A 26,590-nucleotide genomic window follows, 5' to 3' on the forward strand; every position below is an offset into this window, starting at 1 on the left:
GGATTTCGCGAGAAATGGGGTGTGTGAAATCGGGCCTCGTTCGCCCGGCGGGGCGTACGAATGGCCATTCGCCTTTGTGCCTGGTCTATTTTCATTAAGGGTTCGAGGGGATTTTCAATAAGGCGCGCAGCTTTATTTCGCCCCTATCCTTAGGCCCACCCGCGCACTCCCCATGCGGTAAGTTGGAATACCGAATTACTAGTATTTACGTGCCTGCGGCGCCCGCCCAGCAGCGCGTTACAACAATTGAGGAGATGCGCAACGATGGACACCACTCCCGTGTCGTTCCGTGTGGCCAAGGATGATCTGGCGAACGCCGTCGCATGGGTAGCACGCAGCCTGCCGTCCAAGGTCACTCAGCCGGTTCTGCGTGCCATGCTCATCACGGCTGACGAGTCCGGTCTGGAACTCACGGGTTTTGACTACGAGGTCTCCACGCGCGTGCGTATCCCTGCTGAGATCGAGACCCCGGGCACTACGGCCGTCGCCGGCAAGCTGCTCGCGGACATTGTTTCCTCTCTGCCCAATAAGCCGGTCGACATCCAGGCGGATGACAACACCAAGGTCCTCGTGTCGTGTGGCTCCTCCCGCTTCGAGCTGCCCATCATCCCGCTCGAGGATTACCCGCAGCTGCCGCAGCTGCCGGAGCTCACTGGCCGCATGAACCCGCAGCTCTTCGTCGAAGCCGTGAGCCAGGTCGCCGCTGCCGCGGGTCGCGATGACACGCTGCCCATGCTCACCGGCATCCACCTGTCGGTGAAGGGCCCCTCCATCGAGCTCACCGCCACGGACCGCTTCCGCCTCGCCATGCGCACCGTCGAGTGGGAGCCGGTCTCCGAGTCCGTCGAGGCTGATCTCCTCGTCCCAGCGAAGACCCTGCAGGACAGCGCGCGCTCCCTCGACACCCACCTCAACACTCCGGTGGAAATCGCCGTGGGTACGAGCGAGAACATCGCGGCCGATGGCCTCTTCGGCCTCCATACCGAGGCCCGCGAAACCACCACGCGCATGCTTGACGCAGACTTCCCGAATGTCGCGCCGCTGCTGCCTAAGACGCACACCGCCATCGCCAACGTGGAAGTCTCTGCCCTTCAGGACGCCATCCGCCGTGTCTCGTTGCTTACGGAGCGCAACGCCCAGATCCGCATGCACTTCTCCGAGGGCCAGGTCGTCCTCCAGGCCGGAGGCTCGGATTCCGGCCAGGCGCAGGAAACCTTGCAGTGCGCCTTCGCCGGTCCGGACGAGCTCATCATCGCCTTCAACCCGGGCTACCTCAAGGACGGCCTCGCGGTCATGCACAGTGACCGCGTGGTCTTTGGCTTCACCGAGCCCTCCCGCCCGGCGATCATGATCCCTGAGCCGGAGTCGCTTCCGGAAGCGGACGCAGACGGCAACTTCCCCACGCCGGAGACGAACTTCACGTACCTGCTCATGCCGGTCCGCCTGCCGGGCTAAACAGAAGGTTTTATGTACGTCAGCGACGTCAACGTGCGCGATTTCCGGTCGTGGCCCGAGCTCAAGCTCGCGCTTACCCCGGGAATCACGCTCTTTGTCGGCCGCAACGGCTTTGGCAAGACCAATATCGTCGAGGCCATTGGGTATACCGCACACCTAGGCTCGCACCGGGTCAACCACGACGCCCCGCTCGTGCGCGAAGGCGCGGAGAACGCCCGCGTCTCGCTCACCGTCGTCAACCACGGCCGCGAGCTCACTACGCATCTGCTTATCAAGCCGCATGCGGCCAACCAGGCGCAAATTAATCGCACGCGCCTGTCCACCCCGCGCGAGCTGCTCGGCGTGGTGAAGACCGTGCTCTTCTCGCCCGAGGACTTGGGGCTCGTGCGCGGCGAGCCAGCCACGCGCCGCGCCTACCTCGACAACATCATTGCCTCGCGTAGCCCACGCCTAGCTGGCGTCAAGGCGGATTACGACAAGGTGCTCAAGCAGCGCAACGCCCTGCTCAAGAACGCCTCCCAGGCCTTGCGCCGCGGCTACCGCGACGATGACGGCGCCGCGGCGCTGTCCACACTCGACGTCTGGGACGGGCAGCTGGCCACCCTCGGTGCCCAGGTCATGACCGCACGCCTCGAGCTTCTCGATGCCCTCGCGCCGCAGATCGCAGACTCCTACGCCGGACTCGCGCCCGAGTCGCGCCCCGCGCACGTGGAGTACAAGTCCTCCATCGACTGCTCGGACCGCAGCGTGCTCGAGGCCTTGCTGCTCACGGAGCTCGCCTCCATGCGCCAGCGCGAGATTGAGCGCGGCATGACGCTCGTGGGCCCGCATCGTGATGACCTCCTGCTACACCTCGGCACGCAGCCAGCGAAGGGTTTCGCCTCCCACGGTGAGACCTGGTCCTATGCGATTTCCCTGCGCCTCGCCGAGTTCCGCATCCTGCGCGCGGCGGATGGCTCGGGCGCCTCGGATCCCATCCTTGTTCTCGACGACGTCTTTGCGGAGCTCGACGCGAAGCGTCGTGAAAAGCTCGTCCACCTCGCCGCCGAGGCTGAACAGGTGCTCATCACCGCCGCCGTCGATGAAGACCTGCCGGGCAACCTCGAGCCCATCGTGCGCTACGAGGTCACGGTCGAAGACCTGCCGGAGGGCGCCGGCCGCATCTCGCATATCGCGAAGGTAGGCGACTGATGGGCGATTTTATCCAGGATGCCGTCGACGCCGCCCGCGCCGCCTCGAAGAATCCACCCCGGCTCAATAAGCCGGTCGCGCGTCTGCGGCTTACCGAGCCCAAGCCCGCGAGCACCCTTGACGAGCGCGCTGCGCGCCGCGCCGTGAAACATCTCGGCCGGGAGACTGGCGCGGACGGCTACGCGAAGCGACGGGGCATCGGCGTGCCGCAGCTCGGGGACGTCCTGCGCCGCACCGTGCGTGACCAGGGCTGGGAGGATGAACTGGGGCACGGTTGGATATTCGGCCACTGGGACCACGTCGTGGGCGAACTCAACGCCGCGCACTGCCGGCCCGAGAAGATTGAAGAGAAGGTCCTTACCGTCTCGTGTGATGCCTCGACGTGGGCGACCAACCTGCGCATGATGCAACGCCAGATCCTACAAAAGATTGCTTCTGAAATCGGCCCCGACATCATCGCTGAGCTGCGCATTACCGGGCCCAAGCAACACCGTAACTATCAGGGTCCGCGGTGGGTCAAGCGCCAAGGCTCTGATGACACCTACGGATAGTTCACTTCTGTCACACCCTCAAAAAGCGCCAAATTTGGGTGTCTGACGGGTTTCGGGTGCCTCTCAGTAGGGGGACACGGTGTAAGATAGTCAGGGTCTAAAATTTATTGCTAGCCAAAAGGAGTACACGTTTCCGTGGCTGAAGAACACGCATATGACGCCGGGTCAATTACGATCCTTGAGGGCCTCGAGGCCGTCCGTAAGCGCCCCGGCATGTACATCGGCTCCACTGGTGTACGCGGCCTGCACCACCTCATCTGGGAGGTCGTCGACAACTCCGTTGACGAGGCCATGGCAGGCTACGCCACCAAGGTCACCGTCACCCTGCTCGATGACGGCGGAGTCGAGGTCATCGATGACGGCCGCGGCATCCCGGTCGAGATGCACGCCTCCGGCGCTCCGACCGTCCAGGTTGTTATGACCCAGCTGCACGCCGGTGGCAAGTTCGACTCTGAGTCCTACGCCGTTTCCGGCGGCCTCCACGGCGTCGGTATTTCTGTCGTCAACGCCCTGTCCACCCGCGTCGAAGCCGAGATCAAACGCGACGGCAAGCACTGGTACCAGAAGTTCGAGAATGCCATCCCTGCACCACTCGAAGAGGGCGGTAACGCCCGTGGCACCGGTACCACCATCCGTTTCTGGCCGGACGCCGAGATCTTCGAGACCACGGAGTTCAACTGGGACACCATCGCTCGCCGTCTCCAGGAGATGGCCTTCCTCAACAAGGGCCTCACCATCGTCCTGCGCGACCACCGCACCATGTCGGCCGAGCAGGCCGAGCTCGAGGCCATCGCCGACGCTGGTGATGCCCCCGTGAGCCTCGATGCTCTCGACGCGGAAGAGTCGGCCACCGCTGAGGAAGAGTCGAAGGCGAAGAAGAATAAGGAAGTCACCTACCACTACCCGCAGGGCCTCCTCAACTACGTCGAGTTCCTGAACAAGAACAAGACGGCCATTCACCCGACCATCGTCGCCTTCGACGTGAAGGGCGAGGACCACGAGGTCGAGGTCGCTCTCCAGTGGAACCAGGGCTTCAAGGAGTCCGTCCACACCTTCGCCAACACCATCAATACGCACGAGGGCGGCACGCACGAAGAGGGCTTCCGCGCGGCGCTCACCTCCCTGATGAACCGCTACGCGAAGGAGCACAAGCTCATCAAGGAAAAGGATGGCAACCTCTCGGGCGATGACTGCCGCGAGGGCCTTGCCGCCGTCATTTCCGTCAAGGTCGGTGACCCCCAGTTCGAGGGGCAGACCAAGACCAAGCTCGGCAACTCTGAGATCAAGGGCTTTGTCCAGCGCTCCGTCAACGAGCACCTCAATGACTGGTTCGACGCCAACCCGGCCGAGGCCAAGGTCATTATCAACAAGGCTGTGTCCTCCGCACACGCTCGCGCTGCGGCTCGCAAGGCGCGCGAACTCGTGCGCCGCAAGTCCGCCGGCGACCTGGGCGGCCTGCCCGGCAAGCTCGCGGATTGCCGCTCCAAGGACCCGAAGATTTCCGAGCTCTACATCGTGGAGGGCGACTCCGCAGGCGGTTCCGCCAAGGCCGGCCGCGACTCTATGTTCCAGGCCATCCTGCCGCTGCGCGGCAAGATCCTCAACGTGGAGAAGGCCCGCATGGACAAGGTCCTCAAGAACGCCGAGGTTCAGGCCATCATCACGGCTCTGGGCACCGGTATCCACGAGGAGTTCGACATCTCCAAGCTGCGCTACGACAAGATCGTGCTCATGGCCGATGCCGATGTCGACGGCCAGCACATCGCGACCCTGCTGCTCACGCTGCTCTTCCGCTTCATGCCGCAGCTCGTCGAGGACGGCCACGTCTACCTGGCGAATCCGCCGCTGTACAAGCTCAAGTGGGGCAAGGGCGAGCCCGGCTACGCCTTCTCTGACGACGAGCGCGACAAGCTGCTCGCCGAGGGCTTGGAGAACAACCGCAAGATCAACAAGGACGACGGCATCCAGCGCTACAAGGGTCTGGGCGAGATGAATGCGTCCGAGCTGTGGGAGACCACGCTCGACCCGTCCACCCGTATCCTGCGCCGCGTCGACCTTGAAGACGCGCAGCGCGCCGACGAGCTCTTCTCCATCCTCATGGGTGACGATGTCTCGGCTCGCCGTTCCTTCATTACCCGCCGCGCGAAGGACGTTCGCTTCCTCGACGTCTAAGCACGCATGACAAAGCCTCCGGATGTGGTCCGGAGGCTTTCGTCGTTGTGGGCGCGGATTTCAGAACACACAGCGGCGAAAAACTCGCGGATCTGCGAGCTTCGTCGTTCTGAAATCCGGCGGAGGAGCGTTAGAGCTCGAGGCCCTCGATGCCGTGGACGTTCCACGGCTGTGTATTGGAGTTCGACGGTGCCGATTGTGCGTCGAGGAGGACCTCGCGGATGACCTCGGTGGGGACGACGTCTGGCAGGTAGGAGCGCGGGGAGTGGCGGGCACGCACGAACCCGGAAAAGGAACCGACACCGGAGAAGGAATTGTTTTCTTCAGAAAGCATGCGCGCTACCTTACACGCGAAAAGCCCCGTCCGAAGACGGGGCAGACAACGCAGTGAAGTTACATGTGCGCTGCGAGCGTGCGGGCGAGCGCCGGCACGTGCGGGGTCACAATCTTCACGGCCTTGCCGCGCAGCGCGTTGTACGCCTTGAGGAACGCGCCGTTGTTGACCTGCTGGGACTTGTTGTCCGCGATGTTCATGATCGAGCCCGCGATCTGCTCGGAGCGCGGCTCCACAAACGCAGCGAAGTCAGACTGACCGGAGGCCTCGAACTCCTGCCACGTGGGCTCGAGCTCGCCGAGGACATCCGGGAGGACCTGCGCGACGACCTTGGACAGGACGTTGGCATCCGTCTTCTTTGCTGCGGAGACCGCGCCCTTGATTGCCATGCCGGTGATACCGGACTGCTCAGCGACGACGGTGTCGATGAGCTGGGCGACGTCGTTGATGACGGCCTGACGCGTCGCGCCGTCGAGAAGCTGGGAAAGGTGAGACATGCGTACTCCTAGCGGGACGAGCCGGCCTTGAAAGCGGCAATCTGGTCGGCGATCTGCGGCTGGCCAGCGTTGCGAGCGAGCTGCTCGAGGTCGAAGGAAATGCCCGTGGAGGAACCGCCCAGGCCCACCTGCTGTGCGAATGCGTTGATCGGATCCTTGAGCGGCGTGTTGTCCGCGATGAGCTTGACTCCGAGGAAGGACGGCACGGCAATGGAAGCGACGTCCGTGAGCGAGGAACCGGTGAACGAGTCGCCGTCCTTGCCCGGCTGGAAGCCTTTGCCCTGGTTGTTGTTGATGAGGTCTTGGGCGGTGTCAGCGGAGGCAGCAGGGACGGCAGCGCCCAGTACGGTGACGGTGAGCGCGGCAGCAGCGAGATTCTTGAACTTCATAAACGTCTAACTTACCTGGTTGCGGCGACACGGAGGAATACCTGGGCGCAATAATCGGCGAATTCTTTGTTGTAGGCCCCCAGTGCCGGGACCGCGATGAGCACGCGCCGCAGGGCCGCGGCCGCCTGCCGCGCGTCGGCGTGGACGGGGATTCCTTCTACCTTCGCCGCGCTTGCCGATGCCCCCGCCACCAGCGCCGCAAAGTCCGTCACCGTTGTGCCGTAACGCGCGCAGAACTCCCGTGCGATGAGGAGGATTTGCTCGGGACTCATGCGCGTGACCTGCGGATTTCGGCCTCCAGGGCGGCGCGTCCGGGCAGGAGCTCGCGGGCGGTGGCTTGGACGGCGGCATCGGAAAGCGTGCGGGCCGCGGCGGTGACGATGGCACGCACGGCGGCCTCGTGCTTGCTCGTGCCCTGCGCGGAGGCGAGCAGGGTGAGCGCGTGGTCTTGGTCGGGGGTGAGGCGAAGGGTCATGGCCATGATGGAGATGGTATCACCGTGATACCGTTCGGGTGCGGTTCGAGGCTTCTGCGGGCTGTAGAGGGTAGAATCAGCGGTTATGAGTGATGACAACAACGGCGATCTTTTTGATCGCATTCACCCCATTGATATCAACGAGGAGATGGAGTCGAGCTACATCGACTACGCCATGTCCGTCATCGTCGGCCGCGCGTTGCCTGAGGTGCGCGACGGCCTGAAGCCGGTGCACCGCCGCATTCTCTACGCGATGTACGACTCCGGCTACCGCCCGGAGCGCGGCTACGTGAAGTCCGCACGCCCGGTTTCGGACACCATGGGTCAGTTCCACCCGCACGGCGACTCCGCCATCTACGACACGCTGGTCCGCCTGGCGCAGTCGTGGAACATGCGCTACCCGCTGGTCGACGGCCAGGGAAACTTCGGTTCCCGCGGTAACGACGGCCCGGCTGCTATGCGTTACACCGAGTGCCGCATGACGCCGCTGGCCATGGAGATGGTTCGCGATATTCGCGAAAACACCGTGGACTTCTCCCCGAACTACGACGGCAAGACCCAGGAGCCGGACATCCTGCCGTCCCGCGTGCCGAACCTGCTCATGAACGGTTCGAACGGCATCGCCGTGGGTATGGCGACGAACATCCCGCCGCACAACCTGAACGAACTGGCCGAGGCTATCTACTGGCTGCTTGACAACCCGAATGCGTCCGAGGAAGAAGCGCTCGCAGCGTGCATGGAGCGCGTGAAGGGCCCGGACTTCCCGACGGCCGGCCTCATCGTGGGCGACCAGGGCATCAAGGATGCGTACACGACCGGCCGTGGTTCCATCCGCATGCGCGGCGTGACCTCCATTGAGGAGGCGGGCAACCGCCAGACCATCGTCATTACCGAGCTGCCGTTCCAGGTCAACCCGGACAACATGGTGGCCAATATCGCGGAGTCCGTGGCTAATGGCAAGATCGCGGGCATCTCCAAGATTGAAGACGAATCCTCGGACCGCGTGGGCATGCGCATTGTTGTCACCTTGAAGCGCGACGCCGTGGCCCGCGTGGTGCTCAACAACCTGTACAAGCACTCGCAGCTGCAGACCTCCTTCGGCGCGAACATGCTCTCCATCGTGGACGGCGTGCCGCGCACCCTGCGTCTCGACCAGATGCTGCGCTACTACGTGGCGCACCAGATCGAGGTCATCGTGCGCCGTACCCAGTTCCGCCTGGATGAGGCCGAGAAGCGCGCCCACATCCTGCGTGGTCTGGTCAAGGCCCTCGACATGCTCGACGAGGTCATCGCCCTTATTCGCCGTTCGCCCACCGTGGACGAGGCGCGTACCGGCTTGATGCAGCTCCTCGACGTCGACGACGTCCAGGCAGACGCCATCCTCGCCATGCAGCTGCGCCGCCTGGCCGCCCTGGAGCGCCAGAAGATCATCGACGAGTTGGCGGAGATCGAGCGCGAGATCGCGGATCTGAAGGATATCCTGGCCCGCGAGGAGCGACAGCGTCAGATCGTCCACGACGAGCTCGTCGAGATCGTCGAGAAGTACGGCGACGAGCGCCGCACCCGCATCGTGGCCGCCACCGGCGACGTCACGGACGAGGATCTCATCGCCCGCGAGAACGTCGTTGTCACCATCACGTCTACCGGCTACGCCAAGCGCACGAAGGTCGACTCGTACAAGTCGCAGAAGCGCGGCGGCAAGGGCGTGCGCGGCGCGGAGCTCAAGCAGGACGACATCGTGAAGAACTTCTTCGTCTGCTCCACGCACGACTGGATTCTCTTCTTCACCAACTTCGGCCGCGTTTACCGCCTCAAAGCCTATGAGCTGCCCGAGGCAGGTCGCGCCGCCCGCGGCCAGCACGTGGCTAACCTGCTGGAGTTCCAGCCGGAAGAGAAGATCGCCCAGGTCATCCAGATTCAGTCCTACGAGGACGCTCCTTACCTGGTCCTCGCTACGCAGCAGGGCCGCGTGAAGAAGTCGCGCCTCACCGACTACGAGTCCGCGCGCTCCGCTGGCCTCATCGCCATCAACTTGAACGAGGGCGACGCGCTCATCGGTGCCTCCCTCGTCTCCGAGGGCGACGACATCCTGCTCACTTCTGAACAGGGCCAGGCCATTCGCTTCACCGCAGATGATGATCAGCTCCGCCCGATGGGCCGCGCGACCGCCGGTGTGAAGGGCATGCGCTTCCGCGGCGACGACCAGCTGCTGAGCATGTCCGTCGTCAACGACGGCCAGTTCCTGCTCGTGGCTACCTCCGGCGGCTACGGCAAGCGCACCGCCATCGAGGAATACACGCAGCAAGGCCGCGGCGGCCTTGGTGTCATGACCTTCAAGTACACCCCGAAGCGTGGCAAGCTCATCTCCGCCATCGCCGTCGAGGAAGATGACGAGATCTTCGCCATCACTTCTGCTGGCGGCGTCGTGCGCACTGAGGTCGGCCAGATTCGCCCGTCCTCGCGCGCGACCATGGGCGTGCGCCTCGTTGACCTCGCCGAGGGCGTCGAGCTGCTTGCCATCGACCGCAACGTCGAGGATGATGGCGAGGAAAACGCGGAGGCCGTCGCCAAGGGTGAGAAGACCGTCGAGGACGTCCAGCAGGAGCACCTCCCGGGTGCCCCGGCTGCGGACTCTGGCGCCGACGCTGATTCTGACGCTGACACCGATACCGAGGAGTAATTCATGGCACGACGAGACGTAACGCTCAAGCGCATCGCACCGCTCTCTGCGTTCCGCGTCGGCCTGGCCTTCTCGCTCATCGGGCTGGTGGCCTGGCTGCTCGCGCTGTGCCTCGTGTGGTTCGGCATGGACATGGCTGGCGTGTGGGACTCACTCAATAGCCTCATCGGCGACGTGGGTGGTGGCATCACCATCACCTTTGGCATGGTCCTGTCCATCGGCGCGCTCTTCGGGGCGATCATGGCGGTACTCATGACCATCCTCGCGCCGTTGCTGGCCGTGATATACAACGCGGTCGTCGACCTCTTTGGCGGCTTCGTTCTGCGGCTGACGGACTACTAATCCGTTGCATGTGCGCCGGCCTTTTGGGTCGGCGCTTTTTATGTCTTAACCAGGCGATTTGTGTAATTGCGTGGTTACTATGTAAAGTTACATCTCGTTCCGCAATGAGGGCCTATAGCTCAGTCGGTTAGAGCGCATCGCTGATAACGATGAGGTCGCAAGTTCGATTCTTGCTAGGCCCACCAGGAACATGGGGCATTAGCTCAATTGGTAGAGCATCTGCTTTGCAAGCAGAAGGTCAGGAGTTCGATTCTCCTATGCTCCACAGATAAGACCCGGCACCGCAAGGTGCCGGGTCTTTGTGGTGTGCGGGGCGCCGCCTCGACCGCGTCAACGCCTTCCCCACGACGGCGGAGATGGACACCTACCTGCGCGAAACCGCCACCGTGGCCCTCCACAAGGTCGCCATGCAGATGCGCGCCCGCGGCTACGAGGTCCTCCTGCCCACCAGCGAGCTCCCTGAGCTCGACCTGCCCCCAGCTCGACCGCCAGGCCGACCTCGAGCACGAGCGCAACTTCCGCTTCCAGCTCTTCCCCGTCGCCGCTGAGCGCTCTGACTTCGACGAGGCTTCCGATGCCCCCTCGTCCGACCTCTACTATCGCCTCGAGGTCTACGGCCTCACCGGCTCGCTGGGCTTCGACGTGTACGGCCACTCGCAGAACCAGATCATCAACAATGTGCTTGACATGTATGAGCGCCACCCCGCCTTCCTCTACATGCAGCAGACTCAGCCCGGCGACTCCGATCTCTCCGACGGCGCTGGGGATCCTTGAGGAAAACCGGGTTGGCCGAGGGAAAGTATTCGTCAATCATCGGGCCTTGGCGGTTCTGACCCGCGACTAACGCCATATTGTCGCAGTTTTGAAATCCAAGTGAGCAGGAGTACCGTTTTCAGGTACTGGGGCATTAGCTCAGTTGGTAGAGCGTTGCGTTCGCAATGCAAAGGTCAGGGGTTCGATTCCCCTATGCTCCACAACTGGAAAATCCTCTCCGCACCTTGCTGCGGAGAGGATTTGTGCGTATGCGCTCAAAGCCGGCCTCTACGGGATATCGACGCGGTCTGTCGTGCTCACCGTCACGCGTCCAGCGTTGAGGGTGTGGACGCGTGGTCCCGCAGCGTGCGGGCGGATGTCGACGACAGTGATGCCGGAATCATCGGCGCGATGGAGGAAGACGAAGTTCGCGTCAGAGACGCCCTCCGCGATGCACCATGAGCCGGGGATGTGGTCGGCGGGATCAGCGGAGAGCCCCTCAAGGAAGTCGTCGGGCTCACGCACCGGCGGAACGTCGAGCGGAGCGAGGGAGGCGATACCAGCAGCGACCAGCGGCTCCTTGGTGGTGGGCGACCAGAAGCCGGCCGCGTTGTCGATGTAGCATAGCGGGCGCGTGCCGTCGGTGTACCAGTGCCCGGGGCGCAAGACGATGGGGTAGCCGTACGCTGCCGCGAGCAGGGCGTCGAGGTCAGGGGCTGCAGGCAGCTCGAGCGGCGACTCGAAGAGCCGCTCGCCGGACCACGCCGGCTCAGCGGGCAGCGGCCCGCGGAGAAGGTCTGAGGCCGCGGAGACCGTGTTCTCGGAGCCCGGTACCCAGAATGTCGTTCGCTCGTCCTCGGTGGCGACGGGCACGACGACGCTGTGGCCGAAGACGTACCACCAGCCCTCGAGCGGTTGGCTCAGGAAGCTGCGGATTTCCTTCCAGGCGGGTGAGTCCATGAAGAGCTCAGGCAGATAGTGTGCGCAGATGTCGTGCAGCGCTGCGATCTGCGTCGTGTGCTGAGCGGTGACGTAGCCGTCGCAGTCCATAGTGAAGGTGGCACGTGGGCCGTGCGTGATGAAGTCCATGGTGTTCTCCCCGGGGCAACGCCGACGGTGCTGTCGGCTTCTGCCGTTTTTACCACCGGGCTGGTCCGACGGCAAGGAGGTGGAGCGCACGGGCGTTTTGCCGACGAAGCCTCCAGATCCATGCAGATCTGAAGGCTTCGTCGGCGAAAAATTCCGGAGGAGGGCCCTAGCGTATCTCTACCGAACGGATGTGGTTGCCCAGGCCGAGGCGCTCGAAGACGGTGCGCGCGGTACGGGGGTCATCGGCGGCGCCCATGGCGAGCAGCAGTGGGACGTAGTGGTCCGCGGTCGGGTGCGCGATGCGGGCGGCCGGGGCCTTATTCATGTAGTCCATGAGGGCATCGACATCGCCGGCGTGGATGTGCTCGGCGGCCCATTCGTCGAAGGCATCGAGGTAGCCCATAACGCGGTTTGGGTTGCGGAAGACCTCGAAGGAGTGCGTCATGTAGCCGGAGCCGATGACGAGGACACCCTCGTGGCGCAGCTGGCGGAGCTTCTCGCCCAGATCGAGAAGATCGCCCGGGTTGAGGCTCGGCATGGAAACCTGGAGCACCGGGACGTCGCCAGCCGGGTACATGGCCATGACCGGGATGAACGCGCCGTGGTCGAGACCGCGGTTCGAAAACTGATAGACCGGTTGGTAGCCGAGCATGCCTGCGATGCGGTGGGCGAGATCCGTCGCGTCCGGGGTCTCGTACTTGAGCGTGTAGTACTCCGGGTCGAAGCCGGAGAAGTCGTAGTAGAGCGGAGTGCCAGCAGCAGAGGCGCTCAGCGCGGCCGGAGCATTTTCCCAGTGTGCGGAGACCACAACGATGGCGCGCGGCTTGGGGAAGGTCTGCGCCCAGTCGTAGAGCGCATTCATCCACTCATGGTCGCCCAGCGCCGGCGGAGCGCCGTGGCTGATGAACAGGGAGGGGAGGGGGCCATCGGAAAGCTCCCATTCGCGGCGCAGGCCCGCCAGGGGGATAGTGCGCTCGCGCAGATCGTAGAGGCCGCCAGCGGGGCGGGCAGGGTTCATTGCTTCGGCGATGGTGGTCATGCCGTTCTCCTTCGTTTAACTTCAAGCTTTAACGTATCATGCAACGCTTCAAGGTTAAAGTTATTCCAACCCCTTGTCATGCAAGAATGAGGTTTAGGGTGTGTTAATCTGAGTCCATGAATGAACCGTCGGAACCCCGCTGGTTGGACGAGGAAGAGCTCGATGCTTTTTCCTCGTTAATGTATGTAAACCTCCAGCTCATTAACAAGCTCGACCGTCAGCTGCGCAAGGACGCAGGCATGAGCTTTTATGACTACACCGTCATGTCGCGCCTGTCTGAGGCACCGGAGCACACCATGCGCATGAGCGCGTTGGGGCACATCACGGGCGGTTCGCTCTCGCGTCTGAGCCAGGTCGTTACCCGCCTGGAGAAGAACGGCTGGGTTCGCCGCGAGCCCGATCCCTCCGACGGCCGCTTTACCGTTGCCATCCTCACCGAGGCTGGCTGGGATACCGTCGTTGCCACTGCGCCGGGCCACGTCGAGGCCGCGCGCCGCATTGTCATTGATCGTCTCACGCGCGCACAGGTGCGCCAGCTTGGGCAGGCCATGCACCGCATCGCCATCGGCATCGAGGAAGAAGACTGCTGCTAGCTGGGCAGTCCCCGCTTGCGTGAGACCGTTTTATCGAACGGAATCCAAAAACGCAGCGGGGCGTCCGCGTTTTTCGAGATGCCAATGCGCGGGCCACGCACCCACTCGACGGGCTCTTGCGGCTCCTCGATAACCGGCTGCGCGCCGTTATCTTCGAGCGTGAGCCCCAGCGCCTTTCCTAGGTTTCCCGGGCCGCGCGCCAGATTGACGTCCGGGGTCTCTCCGCGCCGGGCGTGGGCGATCTCGATGCCCCCAATAATCTCGCCGCCCCGCAGCAAGACGCCCTGGCCAGTGCCTTCGGGCGCACACACGAGGTTGCCATTGCGATGGATGCCGTAGGACGTATAGACGTAGAGCCGCCCGGGCGGGCCAAACATTGTGGCGTTGCGCGGGGTCATCCCATTGAAGGTGTGGGCTGCCTCGTCGTGTTCGCCGAGGTAGGCCTCGACCTCTGTGAGCCGCACCGCGACATCATGAAAGTGCACCACCGCGCCGAGGAGCTGCGGTGCGACGACGTCTGCGGGCTGGCTGAAATCAATCATGGTTTAGCGCTGAGTATACGTCCGGCCCGGCTGTGGGTTGGGAATCATCTCGTCAAGGCTCACCGCTGTGAGCCCCTTGGCCTCGAGGCCGTCGATGACGCAGTCGACCGCCGCGACCGTGGTCGGGTGAATATCGTGCATGAGAACGATGCTGCCTGCCTGCGCCTCGTTGACTGCGGTCTGGCACGTCTGCTGCGGGCTCTTCGTCTTCCAGTCGAGGGTATCGACGCTCCATAGGACCTGGGCGGCGCCGGCTTCACGCGTGGACTGCGCGACGGTGGCATTCGTGGCGCCGTACGGCGGGCGCACCCAGCGGCTGCCATGGCCGACGGCGGCGTTGATCGCGGCGTTGCCCGCCGCGATTTCCCGGTCCACGCTGGCCTTATCCATCTTGTTGAGTTCCTTGTGGCTCGCCGTGTGGTTGCCGATTGTGTGGCCTGCGGCCTCCATGCGGCGCAGCAGTTCCGGGTGCGCACTCGCGTTGGGCGCAAGGACGAAGAAGCTGGCAGTGACGTCGTGGCGGTCCAGGATGTCGAGCAACTGGGTTGTGCTGGCCGCGGGGCCATCATCGAAGGTGAGTGCCACACAGTTGGGGCACGCGGGGCGAGCGCTCTTGTGCTTCTTCTGGGCCTTGTCCGTTGCCGGAGCCTTCGGTCGTGGATCCGGCACGTAGGCACGTGCTTCACTCGGCAGGGCGTTATAGGCAGCAATCTCAGCGTCGCGCACTGCCTTGTCCCATGAGCCTTGCGCCTGCGAACTCATCTGCGCGAAGTCCTGTAGCGGATCCGCCTGTGCAGACGGCGCGGCAGCGAGAACAAGCGCGAGAAGAACAGCAGGAAGACGACGAGACACGGCAACACCTTTATGAAAACGACTGTAGGAAAGCTACAGTCTGCCATTTAAATCGGCGCATTTCCGCAGCGACACGGTAAAGGAGTTAACTAGTGGGGCAGAAGTGACGAAGATCCTGTGCCAGGAAAACTGGCAGCAACTCCCAGAAACCACGCAGCCGTGTGTGCGGCTCTCGTCAGCCACGCCCTCCATAATGAGTTCATGCGCTTGTGAGAGGGCGCATACCTTGAGAGAGATAGAGAGAGCCCCGGGTCCCGGGGTAGCGGCGTGAGACACCGCTTATGGGACACCTTTGAGAGAAAGAGTCACCGTGAGCCCCGACCGAATCGGTCGGGGCTCACGGTGGTTCTGGGCGCAGGAATCCTCGTGGAGGCGTTCCTCTACAAGCTAGAAACGCTTGATAAGGATGGAATAGCCGTGCGCGTCTGAGGCGGGGATGTCCGTGAAGCCGACGTGGCGGTAGAGACGCGCAGCGCGGGTGTTCGTGTCTTTCACGGACAGTGAGATGCCGGGGGCACCGAGCTCACGGGCGAGCTCCGTAGCGGCATGGAGGAGTGCGGTGCCAATGCCCTGACTCTTGTAGCGGCCTTCGACGGCGAGCGCGATCTCCGGTATGCCGGGCTCGGCGTGGCCATAGCCGTGGCGCTCGTCCGTGCCCCAGTTGAGCCAGACGCCGCCGGCGGGAATGTTGCCGCGCCAGGCGATGAAGCCGCCGCGCTCTGGCTGCCAGTCATCAACGTAGAAGGTGAAGTCCTCATCGAACTCGGCGGGCACGGTGCCGTGCTCATCGCCGAAGGTGTCCGTGAGGAAGTTGAGTCGTGCGATGTAGGTGCGGTCCGCTTCCGTAGTCGGGCGGAGCTCAAGACGATTGTCTGGGAGGTCGTCGGGATTATTGTCAGAATGTTCGGTCGACATAGTCATGCCACCCAGTCTAGGAGCTTTCTGTTGAGGAGCCTTCCCACTGGCGGTAGGCGCGGGCGTAGCGGCCGCCCAGTTCCATGAGCGAGGCGTGGTTGCCGTCCTCGACGATTTCTCCTTGCTCCATGACGATGATCCGGTCGGCCTCGCGGGCCTGGTCGAGGCGGTGGGCGACGACCAAGGTCGTGCGGCCCTCGGCGACGGTGCGGGCGGCGGACTCGAGGACGGCGGCGTGCTCAGAACCAGCCTCGGAGGTCGCTTCGTCCATGATGAGGACCGGCGGTTGGCGCAGGACCATACGGGCGAGCGAGATCTGCTGGGCGACCTCGGCGCTCACCTCGTTGTTGCCGGCTCCGATGGGAGTGTCGAGGCCCAGCGGCAGGTCGCGCTCCCAGGCGGCCGTGTCGGGCGTAAGCCCGACGGCGGCCAACGCTGAAAGGAGGGCGGCATCGGAAAGCTCGGGGCCTGCCATGTGGAGATCCTCGCGGAGCGTGCCGGAGAAGAGGTGGACGTCTTGGGTGACGAGCGCGACGTGCTGGGTGACCCAGGTGTTGGGCACCGTGGCGGTGTCGATGCCGCCCACGCGGATGCGGCCGGCGCTGGGATACTGCAGGCCCGCGACGAGCGCGGCGAGCGTGGACTTGCCCGCGCCCGAAGTCCCGACCAAGGCGGTCGTGGTGCCCGCGGCGAGTTCCAGATCGACGTGGCGGAGGACGGGCTCGCCGCCGGGGTAGGAGTAGGACAGGCCCTCGATGGTGACGGCCGGGGACGCGGTGAGAACCGGGCCCTCGGAGGTGCCCTCGTTGCCCGCGAGGGTGGCGAGGGAGACCGCGCGGCCGAGCGAGGTGACGGCGTACTGGATTTCGCCCGCGAAGAACAGGATGTTGAAGACGTGAATCTCCAGGCGCGTGACGAGCAGGACCGCGGCAGCGGCCTGGCCTTGGGTAATCCAGTCCCAGTGGACCATGGGCACGGACATCACGAGGGAACCGAGCAGGAGAATGCCGAAGGTGAGCGTGCCTTGGCCGATGATCCGGTTGACGAGCGGAACCTTATCGGCCCAGGCCTGGACGGTATCCCAGGACTGGCGCTCCATCCGGCGCGTGGCCCAGGGACCCAGGTGGTATTCGCGCAGGGTGGGCAGCGCGCGGATGGTGTCGAGCAGGATGTTATTGCGGGTCGCCTCGGAGGAGGAGACGTAATTGGCCACGGCAGGGATGTCGCGGATGGTGCCCTTGATAAACGGGTACATGATGGCGGCAGCCACGAGGAAGAGCAGGGCGTAGGCCGGATGGATGAAGAGCATGGTCACCGCCGTAATCGGCAGGATGAACAGCGTGATGGCGAGGCGCTCGCCCATCATGGACACGGCCATGACCACGTTATCGATGTCCTTGGACAGGCGGGTAATGACGTTGCCGGTGCCCAGCTCCATGATGCGCGGGACGGGGGCGCGCAGGACGGAGTCGAGCGCGTCCGTGCGCAGGTCCGTGGCCAGGCGCCGAGAGCGAGACTGGAGGAGGTAGCCGCCCACGGTGCGGCCGAGCTGCTCGGCGAGCAGCGCGAGACCGATGAGCACGAGAGCCGCAATCATGGCGGAACGACCGGACCCGAGGACGGGAAGCGACATTCCATTGATGAGGTCCACGATGCGCCCGAGGAGCTGCGAGCCGAGGTTCATCATGACGATGGTGGCGGCGAAGATGAGGGCAATGCGCCACAGCCAGCCGCGCGAGGGCGCGGACGGCAGGGACTTGAGCAGGCGCCACGACTCGCGCGGGGTGGCGGGGGCGAGGGCGTCGACGTGGCGGTTTCTCATAGCGTCACCACCTTGTCCGCGTTGGCGGCCCACGTGGCCGCAGAGGTAATGACGACGGTCGTGCGACCGGCCCGGAACTCCTTCGTGCGTTCCGCGACGGCGGCGAGAGTCAAAGAATCAAGGCCCGTCGTCGGCTCATCAAGCACGAGGATATCCGGGTTCGCCGCGAGCGCGCGGGCCAGGGCCACGCGCTGGCGCTGACCACCAGACAGGTTCAAGCCCGCCTCGCCAATGGGAGCGGCGGGCAGTTCGCCATGGGAGCCGAAGCCGCCCAGGCGGCGCACAATATCGGAGCACGCCGCGGCCTCGAGCGCGCCTTCGACGTCAGTGGCGGTGCCCTCCGGATCGATATTGTCCTCCAGTGTGCCCTCGAGGACGCTCACGCGGTGCGGCGGGCACAGCGCGCCGCGATGGCGCTGAAGATGCCGCGTCCATGCGGCGACCTGCGCACGCGCGGCCGGGGTCTGCGGGTTCCACACGACGAGACCGGTGACCTCGCCAGGATCCGCGTCTGGGAGCTCTTCGCCCTCGCCGAGCTCGTCCAGCAACGCGCCCACGCGCACGGCAGACGCCTTGCCACGCGACCACACCTCGGTGAGCATGCCCAGCGAATGACCCAAGGCGGTCATCGCGGGTGGAACGAGCATGGTGATCGTCATCATTCCGCCGGGGTTAATCGCGCCCTCGAAGGTCTGCCAGCCCGCCCACACGAGGATGCCGATGGCAAAAGAGGTGGGCACGAGTTGGCGTGCGAATTGCAGGACCGCCATGAGGTGGACCTCGGCGAGCATGGCATTTAGGGCCGTTGCTGCCGATGCCCCGTAGCGCTCCCGCGCCACCGGCCCCGCACCCAGGCCTTTGACCACGCGGTTTCCTTGCGCCACGTCCGTGGCGATGGCGAGCGAGGCGGCCTGCGTGGAGCGGCGCTTCGCCGCCGCGTGGGAAAGCGGGCCGGCTGTCGCCCACGAGGCCAGCGCGGTGCAGACGGCGCCCACGGGCATGGCGATGGCCACTTGCCAGGAGATGGGGGCGATGACGATGACGCCGCCGGTGAGGTAACCCACCATCATGATGGGGAAGTTGAGGATCTGCTTGAGCTTGCCCACAAAGTCCGAGTCTTCGTCCACCGTGTTGAGTAGGCGTCCCGGATTGAGCGCGGCGGGAGAGGCCAAAAGACGGTCGAGCAGACCTAAGCGCAGCGTGTGCGTGGTGCGCGTCTGCGACATATCCGTAAAAGCATCCGCAGAGGCCTCGGAGAGATACTGCACGTAGAGGATCACCATGACGGCGAGAACCGGAAAACCGAGCGTCCCCCAGGAGGTCTCGGTGAAGGCATGCTCGGTGGCCTGGCCGATGAGCAGCGAGGTGAGCGCGCCGATGGGCGCGGAGATGACCATCGTGACGAGGATGCCAATGACGCCGCGCGGCTGCGCCACGAGCAGGCGGCGCGTCGCGCGCGTGGGATCGTCCCACGGCGTCGTAGAGATAAGGGAGGGGTCATCGTGCGGCGGATCATCCGGCACGTACCACGCCCACGTTTTCAGACGCGGGTAGAGACGGGGCTGAGAGCTCATGGCTCCCAATCTTAAAGTGTCCTCGTCCTCACGAGTACTCCCTAGAAGTACTCATTACGGGTGCTAGGACAGGAAGTAGCTCGCGACGTCTGTGCCGTTGAATTCGCGCTGCGTGCCGTGGGTATCGACGGAACGGAACAGGGAACCGGAGTCGATGGCGTCGCGGAGGAGATCAACGCGGGCGACAGGGTCATCGACCACTGCGCCCGCGTCAAAGTAAAAGACGTCGCCGTTTTTTAAAGTGACGGTCAGAGCTTCGATAGCCATGCGCGGTACCTCCAGTGTTGCCAAGAACCAGGTGAGAAGATCACATCTCAGATTGGGGTCTATGCAACCATTGGGGTGCGATAACTTGCAATTCGCAGTGATCAAGGCAACCCGCGCAGGGCCCCGAATGCACACATTTTGCGCCCATCCGGGGGTAAAGGACTACTTATTATCCTCGTCGAGACGGTGCTTGGCGCCGTCGAAGTTCTCGTCCACGCCCTTGCGCTCGGCCTCAGCCTCGATGCGGTCGGCCGTGGTAGTGGAGCCCTCCTCGCGCAGCTTGGCAATCTGCTCGTCGATGTCGCCCAGCAGCTTCTCATCGCGCTCGACAACGCCTTCCTCGGCGAGATCGCTGTGGACGGCAGCCTTGTCAGCCGGGGTATCGGCGAGGTCATCGGCTGCCGAGGTGGACGTGTAGACCAGCGTGGAGCCCTGGACCTTGTCTGCGCCGAATTCCTCGACGCGCGGCGGCTCGGTGGCCGGGGTGTCGTTCTTGCGCAGCCAGTAGTACACGCCGCCAGCGATAGCGGAGATCACGGCCAGCACGGCCGCGATGGGCCAGAACTTCGAGCCTTTCTCCTTCTTCGCGGCGCGGGCCTGGGCCTTCTTCAGTGCCTTGGCGCGGGCCTTTTCGATCTTCTTCGAGACCTGCTTGTTCTTCTTAAACAGCTGCTTCTGGGTGCGCTTGGATTCCTTGCGGGCTTGCTTGGTTGCGGCCTTGGCCTCCTTGCGCGCCTCCTTGACCTGGGTGCGGCCAGCCTTCTTGGCTTCTGCGACGCGGTCGCCCAATTCCCCGGCGACCTCTTCGCGGCGGTCTGCGAGCTCCGCCAACGTGCGCTCCAGACGAGCATGCGCCGCCTTGGTGACGCTGCCCGCCTCCTTGCGGGAACGCGGGAAATTATCGTCCGGGGAGCTCGACGCGGTCTCCGCGGCGGTGGCGAGCGCGTCGTAGGCCTCGCGTTGTTTGTCCTCGCGGTACTCGGCGAACTTGGCCCATGCGGACTGTGCAGCCTTGAGGGCCGGTCCGATGTAGGTCGGGTTCATGGTGGTCTCCTTTTTTGCTTGATTCGCTACCTCACCCAGCGTACTTATCTTCCGGACTCTGGGTGGGGGCGTATCTGGACCGAACTACAGACCGATTTTTATTCGTGCACTTTTCACCTAATTAACAAGCGTGTGCACTATTCATTGGTGATATTAAAAATATAAGGGTTCCACCAAAAGTGAACAGCTTGGTACGTTTTTGCATCAACACACCCCGTCTACCAGGAAGGATGATCTATGGTTCCGCGCTTCTCGGCCTCCGCGCCGCTAGACCTTTTGGAGCAGCGACCCACGCGCACCGCCCAGCGCGTCGCATTGTCCTTCGAAGTCATCCCGCCTCGTCACGACGCGGATGACGCCAAGGTCGCCGGGCTCATCGACACGCTCGCCCGCTTCGATCCGGACTATGTGGCGGTGACGAGCTCCCGCCGCTCCGGCTGGCTTGAGGGCACCGCCGCCTTTATCGAGCGCATCAGCCACGCCACGGATATGCGTCCGCTCGCGCACCTGGCCTGCACGGCCGGCCCCACGCACGAGCTCGAGGGCTGGATCGACCGCCTCGTCGACTCCGGGGTCCGCGGCCTCCTCGCCCTACGCGGGGATCTGCCGGAGGGGGAAACTGCGCTCCCGCCTGACCATCTCCCGCATGCCGATGCCCTCGTCCGCCTCATTCGCCAGCGTGAGACTGAGCAATTCGCACGCTTTGCAGCCGGCAGGCTCGCCGTGGGCGTCGCGTGCTACCCGGGCGGCCACGCGGAATCCGCCAGCCCCGACGAGGACCTCGATGTCCTGCTCACCAAGCAACGCCTGGGCGCGGACTTCGCCATCACACAGCTCTTCTTCGACGCGGAGGACTTCCTGCGCTTCCAGCAGCGCGCCCGGCTCGCCGGGGTCCACATTCCGCTTATCCCGGGCATCATGCCCATGACCAGCCTGGCCCGGGTCCACCGAATGTCTGAGCTTTCCGGCGTGCCCGTGCCAGACCGCCTTGAGCGGCGCCTGCGCGGGGACCCCACCGCGGGCCTCGAACTCACGGTCCAGCTCGCCGGCGAACTCCTCCGCGGCGGTGCCCCGGGCCTGCACATGTACACCCACAACGACGCTGAACTCACCACCACTATCTTGTCAGAAATCGGAATCCACCCATGAACACTCCTCACTCCACCCCGTTTACTGCACCTTTCCCCTCCGCCACCATCCAGGGCTACCCGCGCATCGGCGCCCAGCGCGAGCTCAAGTTCGCGCTCGAGGCCCTGTGGTCTGACCGCGCTAGCGAAGAGGACTTCCTGGCCGCGAGCCGCGCGCTCCGTATAGATACGTATGCGCGCCTTCGCGACGCCGGCCTGAACGAGGACTACGCCATCCCCGCTGACGGCGCCGTCTACGACCACGTGCTCGAGACCGCGCTCACCGTCGGTGTCCTTGGCACCCACAAAGAGGTTTCCCTCGCTGAGGAATTCACCCTCGCGCGCGGCAATGATGCCCAGCCCGCGCTCGAGATGACCAAGTGGTTCGACACGAACTACCACTACCTCGTCCCGGAGATTGCCGACGGCGCCGTCTTTATCCCGCGTCCCGAGCGCACGCTTCGTCTCGTCGAGGAGGCCCGCGCCGCCGGTCACACCATCCGTCCTGCCCTCGTCGGCCCCGTCACGCTGCTCGCCCTGTCCAAGCAGGCGGACGGTGCCACGTCCCAGCCGCTTGAGCATCTCGATGCCCTCGTTGAGTCCTACCGCACAGTCCTCGCCGCCCTCGCCGACGCCGGCGTCGAGTGGGTTGAGCTCACCGAACCCGCCGTTGTCGCGGACCTCGCCGTCGCCGACGACGCGACCCTCGCACAGCACATCGCTGCAGCCTACGCCCAGATCCTCGGCGCTGAGCAGCGCCCGCAGGTTCTCGTCTCCACTCCTTACGGCGCCGCCCGCGCCGGACTCGCCGCGCTTGCCGATGCCGCCCCCGAGGCGCTCCATGTCGACCTCGCCGTCGGCACGCTCGCGCAGGAGCCGGACTACGTGCACCGTGTGGCCTCGCTCCGCGATATCCACCTCGTCGCCGGCCTCATCGACGGCCGCAACGTGTGGGCCGCGGATCTGCGCACGCTGCGGAACACGCTCGAGCAGCTCGGGGACGCGGTCTCCGTGTCCACTTCCACGAGCCTGCTCCACGTTCCGCACACGGTGGCGGCGGAAACGTACCTGCCCGTCGACGTCGCGCCGTGGCTCTCCTTCGCGGACGAGAAGGTCGCCGAGGTCGTGGCGCTGGCCGCCGGACCCCTCGATGCCCCGGAGGCCTACGCCCAGGCGGACCGCGCTGTGCGCACCCGCGCCGCCTCGGAGCGCACGCATGATGCCGCCGTCGCTGCTCGCACTGCGGCCCTGCCGGCAGGCGAGGTGCAGCGCCAGCCCCTCTATGCCGAGCGTGCTGAGACGCAGAAGTCCCTGGACATCCCGCTGCTGCCGACCACCACTATTGGTTCCTTCCCGCAGACGCAGGAGATCCGCCAGACGCGTGCGGCCCACAAGGCGGGGGAGATCACGGCCGCCGAGTACGAGGAGGCGCTCAAGGACGAAGTCCGCGCGGTCGTCGAACTGCAGGAGCGTCTGGGCCTCGACGTCCTCGTCCACGGCGAGCCGGAGCGCAACGACATGGTGCAGTACTTCGCGGAGCTGCTTGACGGCTTCGTGGTCACCGACAACGGCTGGGTCCAGTCCTACGGCTCCCGCTGCACACGTCCGCCGCTGGTCGTGGGCGATATCTCCCGCCCGCGCGCGATGACCGTCGAGTGGTCTGCCTTTGCGCAATCGCTGTCCACGAAGCCGGTCAAGGGCATGCTCACCGGCCCGGTCACCATCCTCGCGTGGTCGTTCAACCGTGACGACGTGCCGCTGTCCGTCTCCGCGGATCAGCTGGGCATCGCGCTCGCGGACGAAGTCCACGACCTGGAGCAGGCCGGCATCGACATCATTCAGATCGACGAGCCCGCCCTGCGCGAGCTGCTACCGCTGCGCGAGGAACGCCGTCCGGAGTACCTCGCCTGGGCCGTGCGCTCCTTCCGCCTCGCCGCGCTCGACGCCAAGCCGACGACGCAGATTCACACGCACCTGTGCTACTCCGAGTTTGGCCAGATCATCGAGGCCGTCGCCGCGCTCGATGCGGACGTCACCTCCATCGAGGCCGCGCGCTCCCGCATGGAGCTTCTCGCCGACGTGGACGAGCGTTTCTACTCCGCACTCGGCCCGGGCATCTATGACATCCACTCGCCGCGCGTGCCGTCTGTCGCCGAGATGACCGAACTCATCCGAGCGGCACTGCGCCACTTCCCGCTTGAGCGCCTGTGGGTGAACCCGGACTGCGGCCTCAAGACCCGCGGCTATGCCGAGACCGAAGCAGCACTGCGCAACATGGTGCTCGCTCGCGACGAGGTTCGTGCGACAGTGTCCGTCACCGTTTAGCGTCCCGCCTTCGTACCCCATCGCATCTCACTCCTCGTGCGGTGGGGTTTCTTCATTGACGAATGGCAGCGCATGCTCGAGTCTTGGGACTTTGTCCGTAGGAGCGTGGATGATGCGTTCGCGCTGGATTCGAACCGAGCGTGAGCATGGCACAGCTTTTCGAGGGCAACAGTGATATCTCAGGGGCGATGCCATGGCGGACGCGGTGGTCATTACCACGGGCGATAGGGCCTACCGCCGTCCCGACGGTATTGCCGTTGTGCCGCTCGCGCTGCTGGGGATGTAGAAAACTGAGTGCTTAGAAAGTGAGCTCGTCGAGGGAGGCGAGATCACCGCGACCGGCGCGGTCGAACCACAGCGCATCGAGGCCCGCAGCTCGGGCGCCTTCGACGTCATTGGCGAGCGAGTCGCCGACCATGAGGGTCTCGGCGGGGGAGGATTCCATAATCGAACACGCTGCGAGGTAGGCCTCGCGGTGCGGTTTGGGCGTGCCGAGCTCGACGGTGGGGATGAGTACAACGAAGTCGAGGTCCAGCCCGGTCGCGGCGAGCTTGCCTTGCTGCATGTCGCGCGCCCCATTGGTGAGCACGCCCACCTTGAGACCGGCGGCATGGGCCCGCTCGAGGACCAGTAGGGCATCCGGGAACGCCCGCCAGTTGCGGGCATAGGCCGCAAGGTAACCGTCGTAGGCAGCGAGCGCTTCGGCCTCGGTCATCTCGGGGCGGTTGAGGAAGTCGCGGCATCGGCCAGCTCGCTGACCGGGGTGGCTCACCTCGCCGCGTTCGTAGGCGGCAAACCATTTCTTCTCCAGCTCGCGGAAGCGCGCGTGCTGGCCGGTGGGCAACCCGAGCGAGACGCACCATTCGTCGACGCCGTCACGCAATGCCCCCTGATGGTCGAGGAGAGTGTCGTCCAGATCAAAGAGAATGGCCTTATACATGGTGCATATCCTACGGTGCGCAGCCGTGATCGCTCTCGGCATTACTTTCGATCCGCCCTCATGTCGGGAAATTCTTTATGATGGTGGACATGACTCAGAAGACCGCAACTGCAACCATGCACACGAATCACGGTGACATCGTCATCGACTTGTATGGCAACCACGCCCCTGTCACCGTTGAGAACTTCATCGGCCTGGCACAGGGCACCAAGGACTACTCCACCCAGAACGCCAAGGGCGAGCAGTCTGGCCCGTTCTACGACGGCGCCATCTTCCACCGCATCATCGACGGTTTCATGATCCAGGGCGGCGACCCGACCGGCACCGGTACCGGCGGCCCGGGCTACCAGTTCCAGGATGAGTTCCACCCGGAGCTTCAGTTCGACCGTCCGTTCCTCTTCGCCATGGCCAACGCTGGCCCGGGCACCAACGGCTCCCAGTTCTTCATCACCGTGGCGCCGACCCCGCACCTCAACAACCACCACACCATCTTCGGTGAGGTCACCGATGAGGCCTCCAAGAAGGTCGTCGCTGAGATCGCCGGCGTTCGCACCGGCTACGCTGACCGCCCGGTTGATGATGTCGTTATCGAGTCTATCGACATCGCTTAAGTGAGTTAGCGCTTCACGAGCGTGCAAGCCCGCGCCTGCCACTACTGGCAGCGCGGGCTTTGATGGTTTTAGCCGACCAGAAGCCACGCGAAGAAGCCTGAAGAAGACCAGAAGAAAATAAGGACATCTCCATGACCATCAAGGAATGGACCCGGACGTACGCCAAGGTTGCGCCCGCGTCGACGGTGCTCGTGCTCTTGTGCACGGCAGCATGGATTATCTCAGCCATCCAGGCGCGTTCGATTTCGGGTGCCTACTACGACTCGGAGTTGGCAACAGAGTGGACGCTGTGGGGGCCTGCGGTTCTTGCGGGCGGCGCCGATTGGTTGCGTCCCGTGACGTCCATGTTTATGCACCTGGATCTGGGCCACCTCGCGGTCAATATGATCTTCCTCGTTCTCATTGGCAGGGAAGTGGAGCGATGGCTGGGCAGCGCGCTCTATACGGCGGCCTATGTGTGCGCGGGATTGGGCGGCAGTTTGGCCATCTTGTGGAATGCCTTCGACCAGCCGACAGTGGGAGCGTCCGGTGCACTCTACGGGCTTATGGCGCTCATGGTGGGGGTCTACCGGGCGAAGGGACTCGATCTGCGGGCGCCACTCTTCCTTATCGCTGCCAACGTTGTCTATACCGCTATGACACCGGGCGTCTCGCTGTGGGGGCACGTGGGCGGGCTCGTGACGGGGCTGGTGTTGTTGCCGTTCCTCCGGGCGCGCCGGGTGTGGGTGCGCTGGCTCGGTGTTTTTATTGTGGGGATCCTTGTGATTGCGGGGATTGGACTGCGAGCAGCAGTTTGGGGATAACCTCCGCGTGTTTTCCACGCGGACAAGTGTGCGAAATCTTTCCACATCAGTTATCCACATTGTGGATAACTACATTTTTGTAATTTACCGAACATCCGAACGGAGTTTTCCCTGATCGCGCAGGGTGCAGAGTCGGGTGTGGGAAAAATACCACAGTGTGAAAAGGGGAATTGGGGAATTCCACAGGGTGTGGAGAAACCTGTTGAAT

The 26,590-nt window shown here is 64.4% G+C and carries 27 protein-coding genes, 3 tRNA genes and 1 pseudogene; 16 read left to right on the top strand and 15 right to left on the bottom strand.

Going from position 1 to position 26,590, the window contains the following annotated elements; translation table 11 throughout:
• Window positions 1-264: 264 nt before the first annotated feature.
• The 4 genes from dnaN (at window position 265) to gyrB (ending at window position 5,369) form a co-directional block, all read left to right on the top strand.
• Window positions 265-1,455 carry a DNA polymerase III subunit beta gene (gene dnaN, locus HMPREF0307_RS10510; protein WP_066492738.1) on the top strand — a complete coding sequence of 397 codons (1,191 nt, stop codon included), beginning with the start codon at window positions 265-267 and terminating at the stop codon, window positions 1,453-1,455.
• Window positions 1,456-1,467: 12 nt separating this feature from the next.
• A complete protein-coding gene (gene recF, locus HMPREF0307_RS10515) occupies window positions 1,468-2,646 on the top strand; it encodes a DNA replication/repair protein RecF (RefSeq protein WP_066492740.1) in 1,179 nt (392 codons plus the stop codon).
• Window positions 2,646-3,197 (top strand): DciA family protein, encoded by a 552-nt coding sequence (locus tag HMPREF0307_RS10520; RefSeq protein ID WP_066492743.1) that lies wholly within the window; start codon window positions 2,646-2,648, stop codon window positions 3,195-3,197. Before recF ends, HMPREF0307_RS10520 begins: the two co-directional genes overlap by 1 nt.
• 135 nt (window positions 3,198-3,332) lie before the next feature.
• Window positions 3,333-5,369, top strand: a complete 2,037-nt coding sequence (gene gyrB / locus HMPREF0307_RS10525; RefSeq protein ID WP_066492747.1) for a DNA topoisomerase (ATP-hydrolyzing) subunit B — start codon at window positions 3,333-3,335, stop codon at window positions 5,367-5,369.
• 130 nt (window positions 5,370-5,499) lie between these two features.
• Here the strand turns inward: gyrB and HMPREF0307_RS10530 are convergent, their stop codons facing one another.
• From HMPREF0307_RS10530 to HMPREF0307_RS10550, 5 genes are read right to left on the bottom strand one after another with little or no spacing between them, the layout of a single operon-like run.
• On the bottom strand, window positions 5,500-5,703 hold the full coding sequence (locus HMPREF0307_RS10530; RefSeq protein WP_066492749.1) for a nitroreductase family protein: 204 nt from the start codon (window positions 5,701-5,703) through the stop codon (window positions 5,500-5,502).
• Between the two features lie 59 nt (window positions 5,704-5,762).
• Window positions 5,763-6,200, bottom strand: coding sequence for a DUF6918 family protein (locus HMPREF0307_RS10535; RefSeq protein ID WP_066492751.1), 438 nt, complete (start codon window positions 6,198-6,200; stop codon window positions 5,763-5,765).
• An 8-nt stretch (window positions 6,201-6,208) separates the two neighbouring features.
• On the bottom strand, window positions 6,209-6,589 hold the full coding sequence (locus HMPREF0307_RS10540; RefSeq protein ID WP_066492752.1) for a hypothetical protein: 381 nt from the start codon (window positions 6,587-6,589) through the stop codon (window positions 6,209-6,211).
• Between the two features lie 11 nt (window positions 6,590-6,600).
• A complete protein-coding gene (locus tag HMPREF0307_RS10545; protein ID WP_066492754.1) occupies window positions 6,601-6,861 on the bottom strand; it encodes a cell filamentation protein Fic in 261 nt (86 codons plus the stop codon).
• A complete protein-coding gene (locus HMPREF0307_RS10550; protein WP_066492756.1) occupies window positions 6,858-7,070 on the bottom strand; it encodes a CopG family transcriptional regulator in 213 nt (70 codons plus the stop codon). The genes HMPREF0307_RS10545 and HMPREF0307_RS10550 overlap by 4 nt, the downstream gene beginning before the upstream one ends.
• A 79-nt stretch (window positions 7,071-7,149) precedes the next feature.
• Here HMPREF0307_RS10550 and gyrA point away from each other — a divergent pair, with 79 nt between their 5' ends.
• The 6 genes from gyrA to HMPREF0307_RS10580 all read left to right on the top strand — a co-directional run bounded on the left by gyrA (window position 7,150) and on the right by HMPREF0307_RS10580 (window position 11,060).
• Complete coding sequence (gyrA, locus tag HMPREF0307_RS10555; RefSeq protein ID WP_066492760.1) at window positions 7,150-9,744, top strand: DNA gyrase subunit A; 2,595 nt, start codon at window positions 7,150-7,152, stop codon at window positions 9,742-9,744.
• A gap of 3 nt (window positions 9,745-9,747) precedes the next feature.
• Complete coding sequence (locus tag HMPREF0307_RS10560) at window positions 9,748-10,086, top strand: DUF3566 domain-containing protein (RefSeq protein WP_066492763.1); 339 nt, start codon at window positions 9,748-9,750, stop codon at window positions 10,084-10,086.
• A gap of 108 nt (window positions 10,087-10,194) precedes the next feature.
• A tRNA-Ile gene (locus HMPREF0307_RS10565) sits at window positions 10,195-10,271 on the top strand.
• Between the two features lie 7 nt (window positions 10,272-10,278).
• Window positions 10,279-10,351: transfer RNA gene (locus HMPREF0307_RS10570), tRNA-Ala, on the top strand.
• Between the two features lie 41 nt (window positions 10,352-10,392).
• A complete protein-coding gene (locus tag HMPREF0307_RS10575) occupies window positions 10,393-10,860 on the top strand; it encodes a hypothetical protein (protein WP_066492769.1) in 468 nt (155 codons plus the stop codon).
• A gap of 127 nt (window positions 10,861-10,987) precedes the next feature.
• Window positions 10,988-11,060 (top strand) — tRNA-Ala (locus tag HMPREF0307_RS10580).
• A 67-nt stretch (window positions 11,061-11,127) separates the two neighbouring features.
• On the opposite strand, the gene HMPREF0307_RS10585 is transcribed toward HMPREF0307_RS10580, so the two are convergent.
• Both HMPREF0307_RS10585 and HMPREF0307_RS10590 read right to left on the bottom strand, forming a co-directional pair.
• Entirely contained in the window at window positions 11,128-11,928 is an 801-nt protein-coding gene (locus tag HMPREF0307_RS10585) for a hypothetical protein (protein ID WP_066492772.1), read from the bottom strand.
• A 166-nt stretch (window positions 11,929-12,094) separates the two neighbouring features.
• A complete protein-coding gene (locus HMPREF0307_RS10590; protein WP_066492774.1) occupies window positions 12,095-12,967 on the bottom strand; it encodes a DODA-type extradiol aromatic ring-opening family dioxygenase in 873 nt (290 codons plus the stop codon).
• A gap of 116 nt (window positions 12,968-13,083) precedes the next feature.
• Between HMPREF0307_RS10590 and HMPREF0307_RS10595 the strand changes: the two genes are divergently transcribed.
• Window positions 13,084-13,560 carry a MarR family winged helix-turn-helix transcriptional regulator gene (locus HMPREF0307_RS10595; protein WP_066492778.1) on the top strand — a complete coding sequence of 159 codons (477 nt, stop codon included), beginning with the start codon at window positions 13,084-13,086 and terminating at the stop codon, window positions 13,558-13,560.
• Here the strand turns inward: HMPREF0307_RS10595 and HMPREF0307_RS10600 are convergent.
• The 7 genes from HMPREF0307_RS10600 to HMPREF0307_RS10630 all read right to left on the bottom strand — a co-directional run bounded on the left by HMPREF0307_RS10600 (window position 13,557) and on the right by HMPREF0307_RS10630 (window position 20,576).
• A complete protein-coding gene (locus HMPREF0307_RS10600; RefSeq protein ID WP_066492782.1) occupies window positions 13,557-14,102 on the bottom strand; it encodes a DNA-3-methyladenine glycosylase in 546 nt (181 codons plus the stop codon). The two genes, HMPREF0307_RS10595 and HMPREF0307_RS10600, sit on opposite strands and share 4 nt — an antisense overlap.
• A gap of 3 nt (window positions 14,103-14,105) precedes the next feature.
• Entirely contained in the window at window positions 14,106-14,954 is an 849-nt protein-coding gene (locus tag HMPREF0307_RS10605; protein ID WP_066492787.1) for a polysaccharide deacetylase family protein, read from the bottom strand.
• A 387-nt stretch (window positions 14,955-15,341) separates the two neighbouring features.
• Window positions 15,342-15,869, bottom strand: coding sequence for a GNAT family N-acetyltransferase (locus HMPREF0307_RS10610; protein WP_066492788.1), 528 nt, complete (start codon window positions 15,867-15,869; stop codon window positions 15,342-15,344).
• Window positions 15,870-15,885: 16 nt separating this feature from the next.
• Window positions 15,886-17,691: an ABC transporter ATP-binding protein gene (locus HMPREF0307_RS10615; RefSeq protein ID WP_066492789.1), complete on the bottom strand. Its 1,806-nt coding sequence runs from the start codon at window positions 17,689-17,691 to the stop codon at window positions 15,886-15,888.
• The gene (locus HMPREF0307_RS13490; RefSeq protein ID WP_066492791.1) at window positions 17,688-19,265 is read right to left on the bottom strand and encodes an ABC transporter transmembrane domain-containing protein; all 1,578 of its coding nucleotides are present in this window, start codon (window positions 19,263-19,265) and stop codon (window positions 17,688-17,690) included. The genes HMPREF0307_RS10615 and HMPREF0307_RS13490 overlap by 4 nt, the downstream gene beginning before the upstream one ends.
• Window positions 19,266-19,328: 63 nt before the next feature.
• A complete protein-coding gene (locus HMPREF0307_RS10625; protein WP_066492794.1) occupies window positions 19,329-19,532 on the bottom strand; it encodes a hypothetical protein in 204 nt (67 codons plus the stop codon).
• Between the two features lie 162 nt (window positions 19,533-19,694).
• On the bottom strand, window positions 19,695-20,576 hold the full coding sequence (locus HMPREF0307_RS10630; protein ID WP_066492797.1) for a hypothetical protein: 882 nt from the start codon (window positions 20,574-20,576) through the stop codon (window positions 19,695-19,697).
• A 237-nt stretch (window positions 20,577-20,813) separates the two neighbouring features.
• Between HMPREF0307_RS10630 and HMPREF0307_RS10635 the strand changes: the two genes are divergently transcribed.
• From HMPREF0307_RS10635 to HMPREF0307_RS13595, 3 genes and pseudogenes are all read left to right on the top strand, one after another.
• The gene (locus HMPREF0307_RS10635; RefSeq protein WP_066492800.1) at window positions 20,814-21,725 is read left to right on the top strand and encodes a methylenetetrahydrofolate reductase; all 912 of its coding nucleotides are present in this window, start codon (window positions 20,814-20,816) and stop codon (window positions 21,723-21,725) included.
• Window positions 21,722-24,028: a 5-methyltetrahydropteroyltriglutamate--homocysteine S-methyltransferase gene (metE, locus tag HMPREF0307_RS10640; protein WP_066492801.1), complete on the top strand. Its 2,307-nt coding sequence runs from the start codon at window positions 21,722-21,724 to the stop codon at window positions 24,026-24,028. Before HMPREF0307_RS10635 ends, metE begins: the two co-directional genes overlap by 4 nt.
• 187 nt (window positions 24,029-24,215) lie before the next feature.
• A pseudogene (locus tag HMPREF0307_RS13595) lies at window positions 24,216-24,314 on the top strand (DUF4143 domain-containing protein); the annotation flags it as partial.
• Window positions 24,315-24,326: 12 nt separating this feature from the next.
• Here the strand turns inward: HMPREF0307_RS13595 and HMPREF0307_RS10645 are convergent.
• Complete coding sequence (locus HMPREF0307_RS10645) at window positions 24,327-24,968, bottom strand: HAD family hydrolase (protein WP_066492803.1); 642 nt, start codon at window positions 24,966-24,968, stop codon at window positions 24,327-24,329.
• Window positions 24,969-25,048: 80 nt separating this feature from the next.
• On the opposite strand from HMPREF0307_RS10645, the gene HMPREF0307_RS10650 reads away from it, so the two are divergent.
• The gene (locus tag HMPREF0307_RS10650) at window positions 25,049-25,579 is read left to right on the top strand and encodes a peptidylprolyl isomerase (RefSeq protein WP_066492859.1); all 531 of its coding nucleotides are present in this window, start codon (window positions 25,049-25,051) and stop codon (window positions 25,577-25,579) included.
• A gap of 131 nt (window positions 25,580-25,710) precedes the next feature.
• Window positions 25,711-26,382: a rhomboid family intramembrane serine protease gene (locus HMPREF0307_RS10655; RefSeq protein WP_066492804.1), complete on the top strand. Its 672-nt coding sequence runs from the start codon at window positions 25,711-25,713 to the stop codon at window positions 26,380-26,382.
• Window positions 26,383-26,590: the final 208 nt, after the last annotated feature.

Source organism: Corynebacterium sp. DNF00584 (genome assembly GCF_001552965.1).
In the GTDB taxonomy this organism is placed as follows: domain Bacteria; phylum Actinomycetota; class Actinomycetes; order Mycobacteriales; family Mycobacteriaceae; genus Corynebacterium; species Corynebacterium phoceense.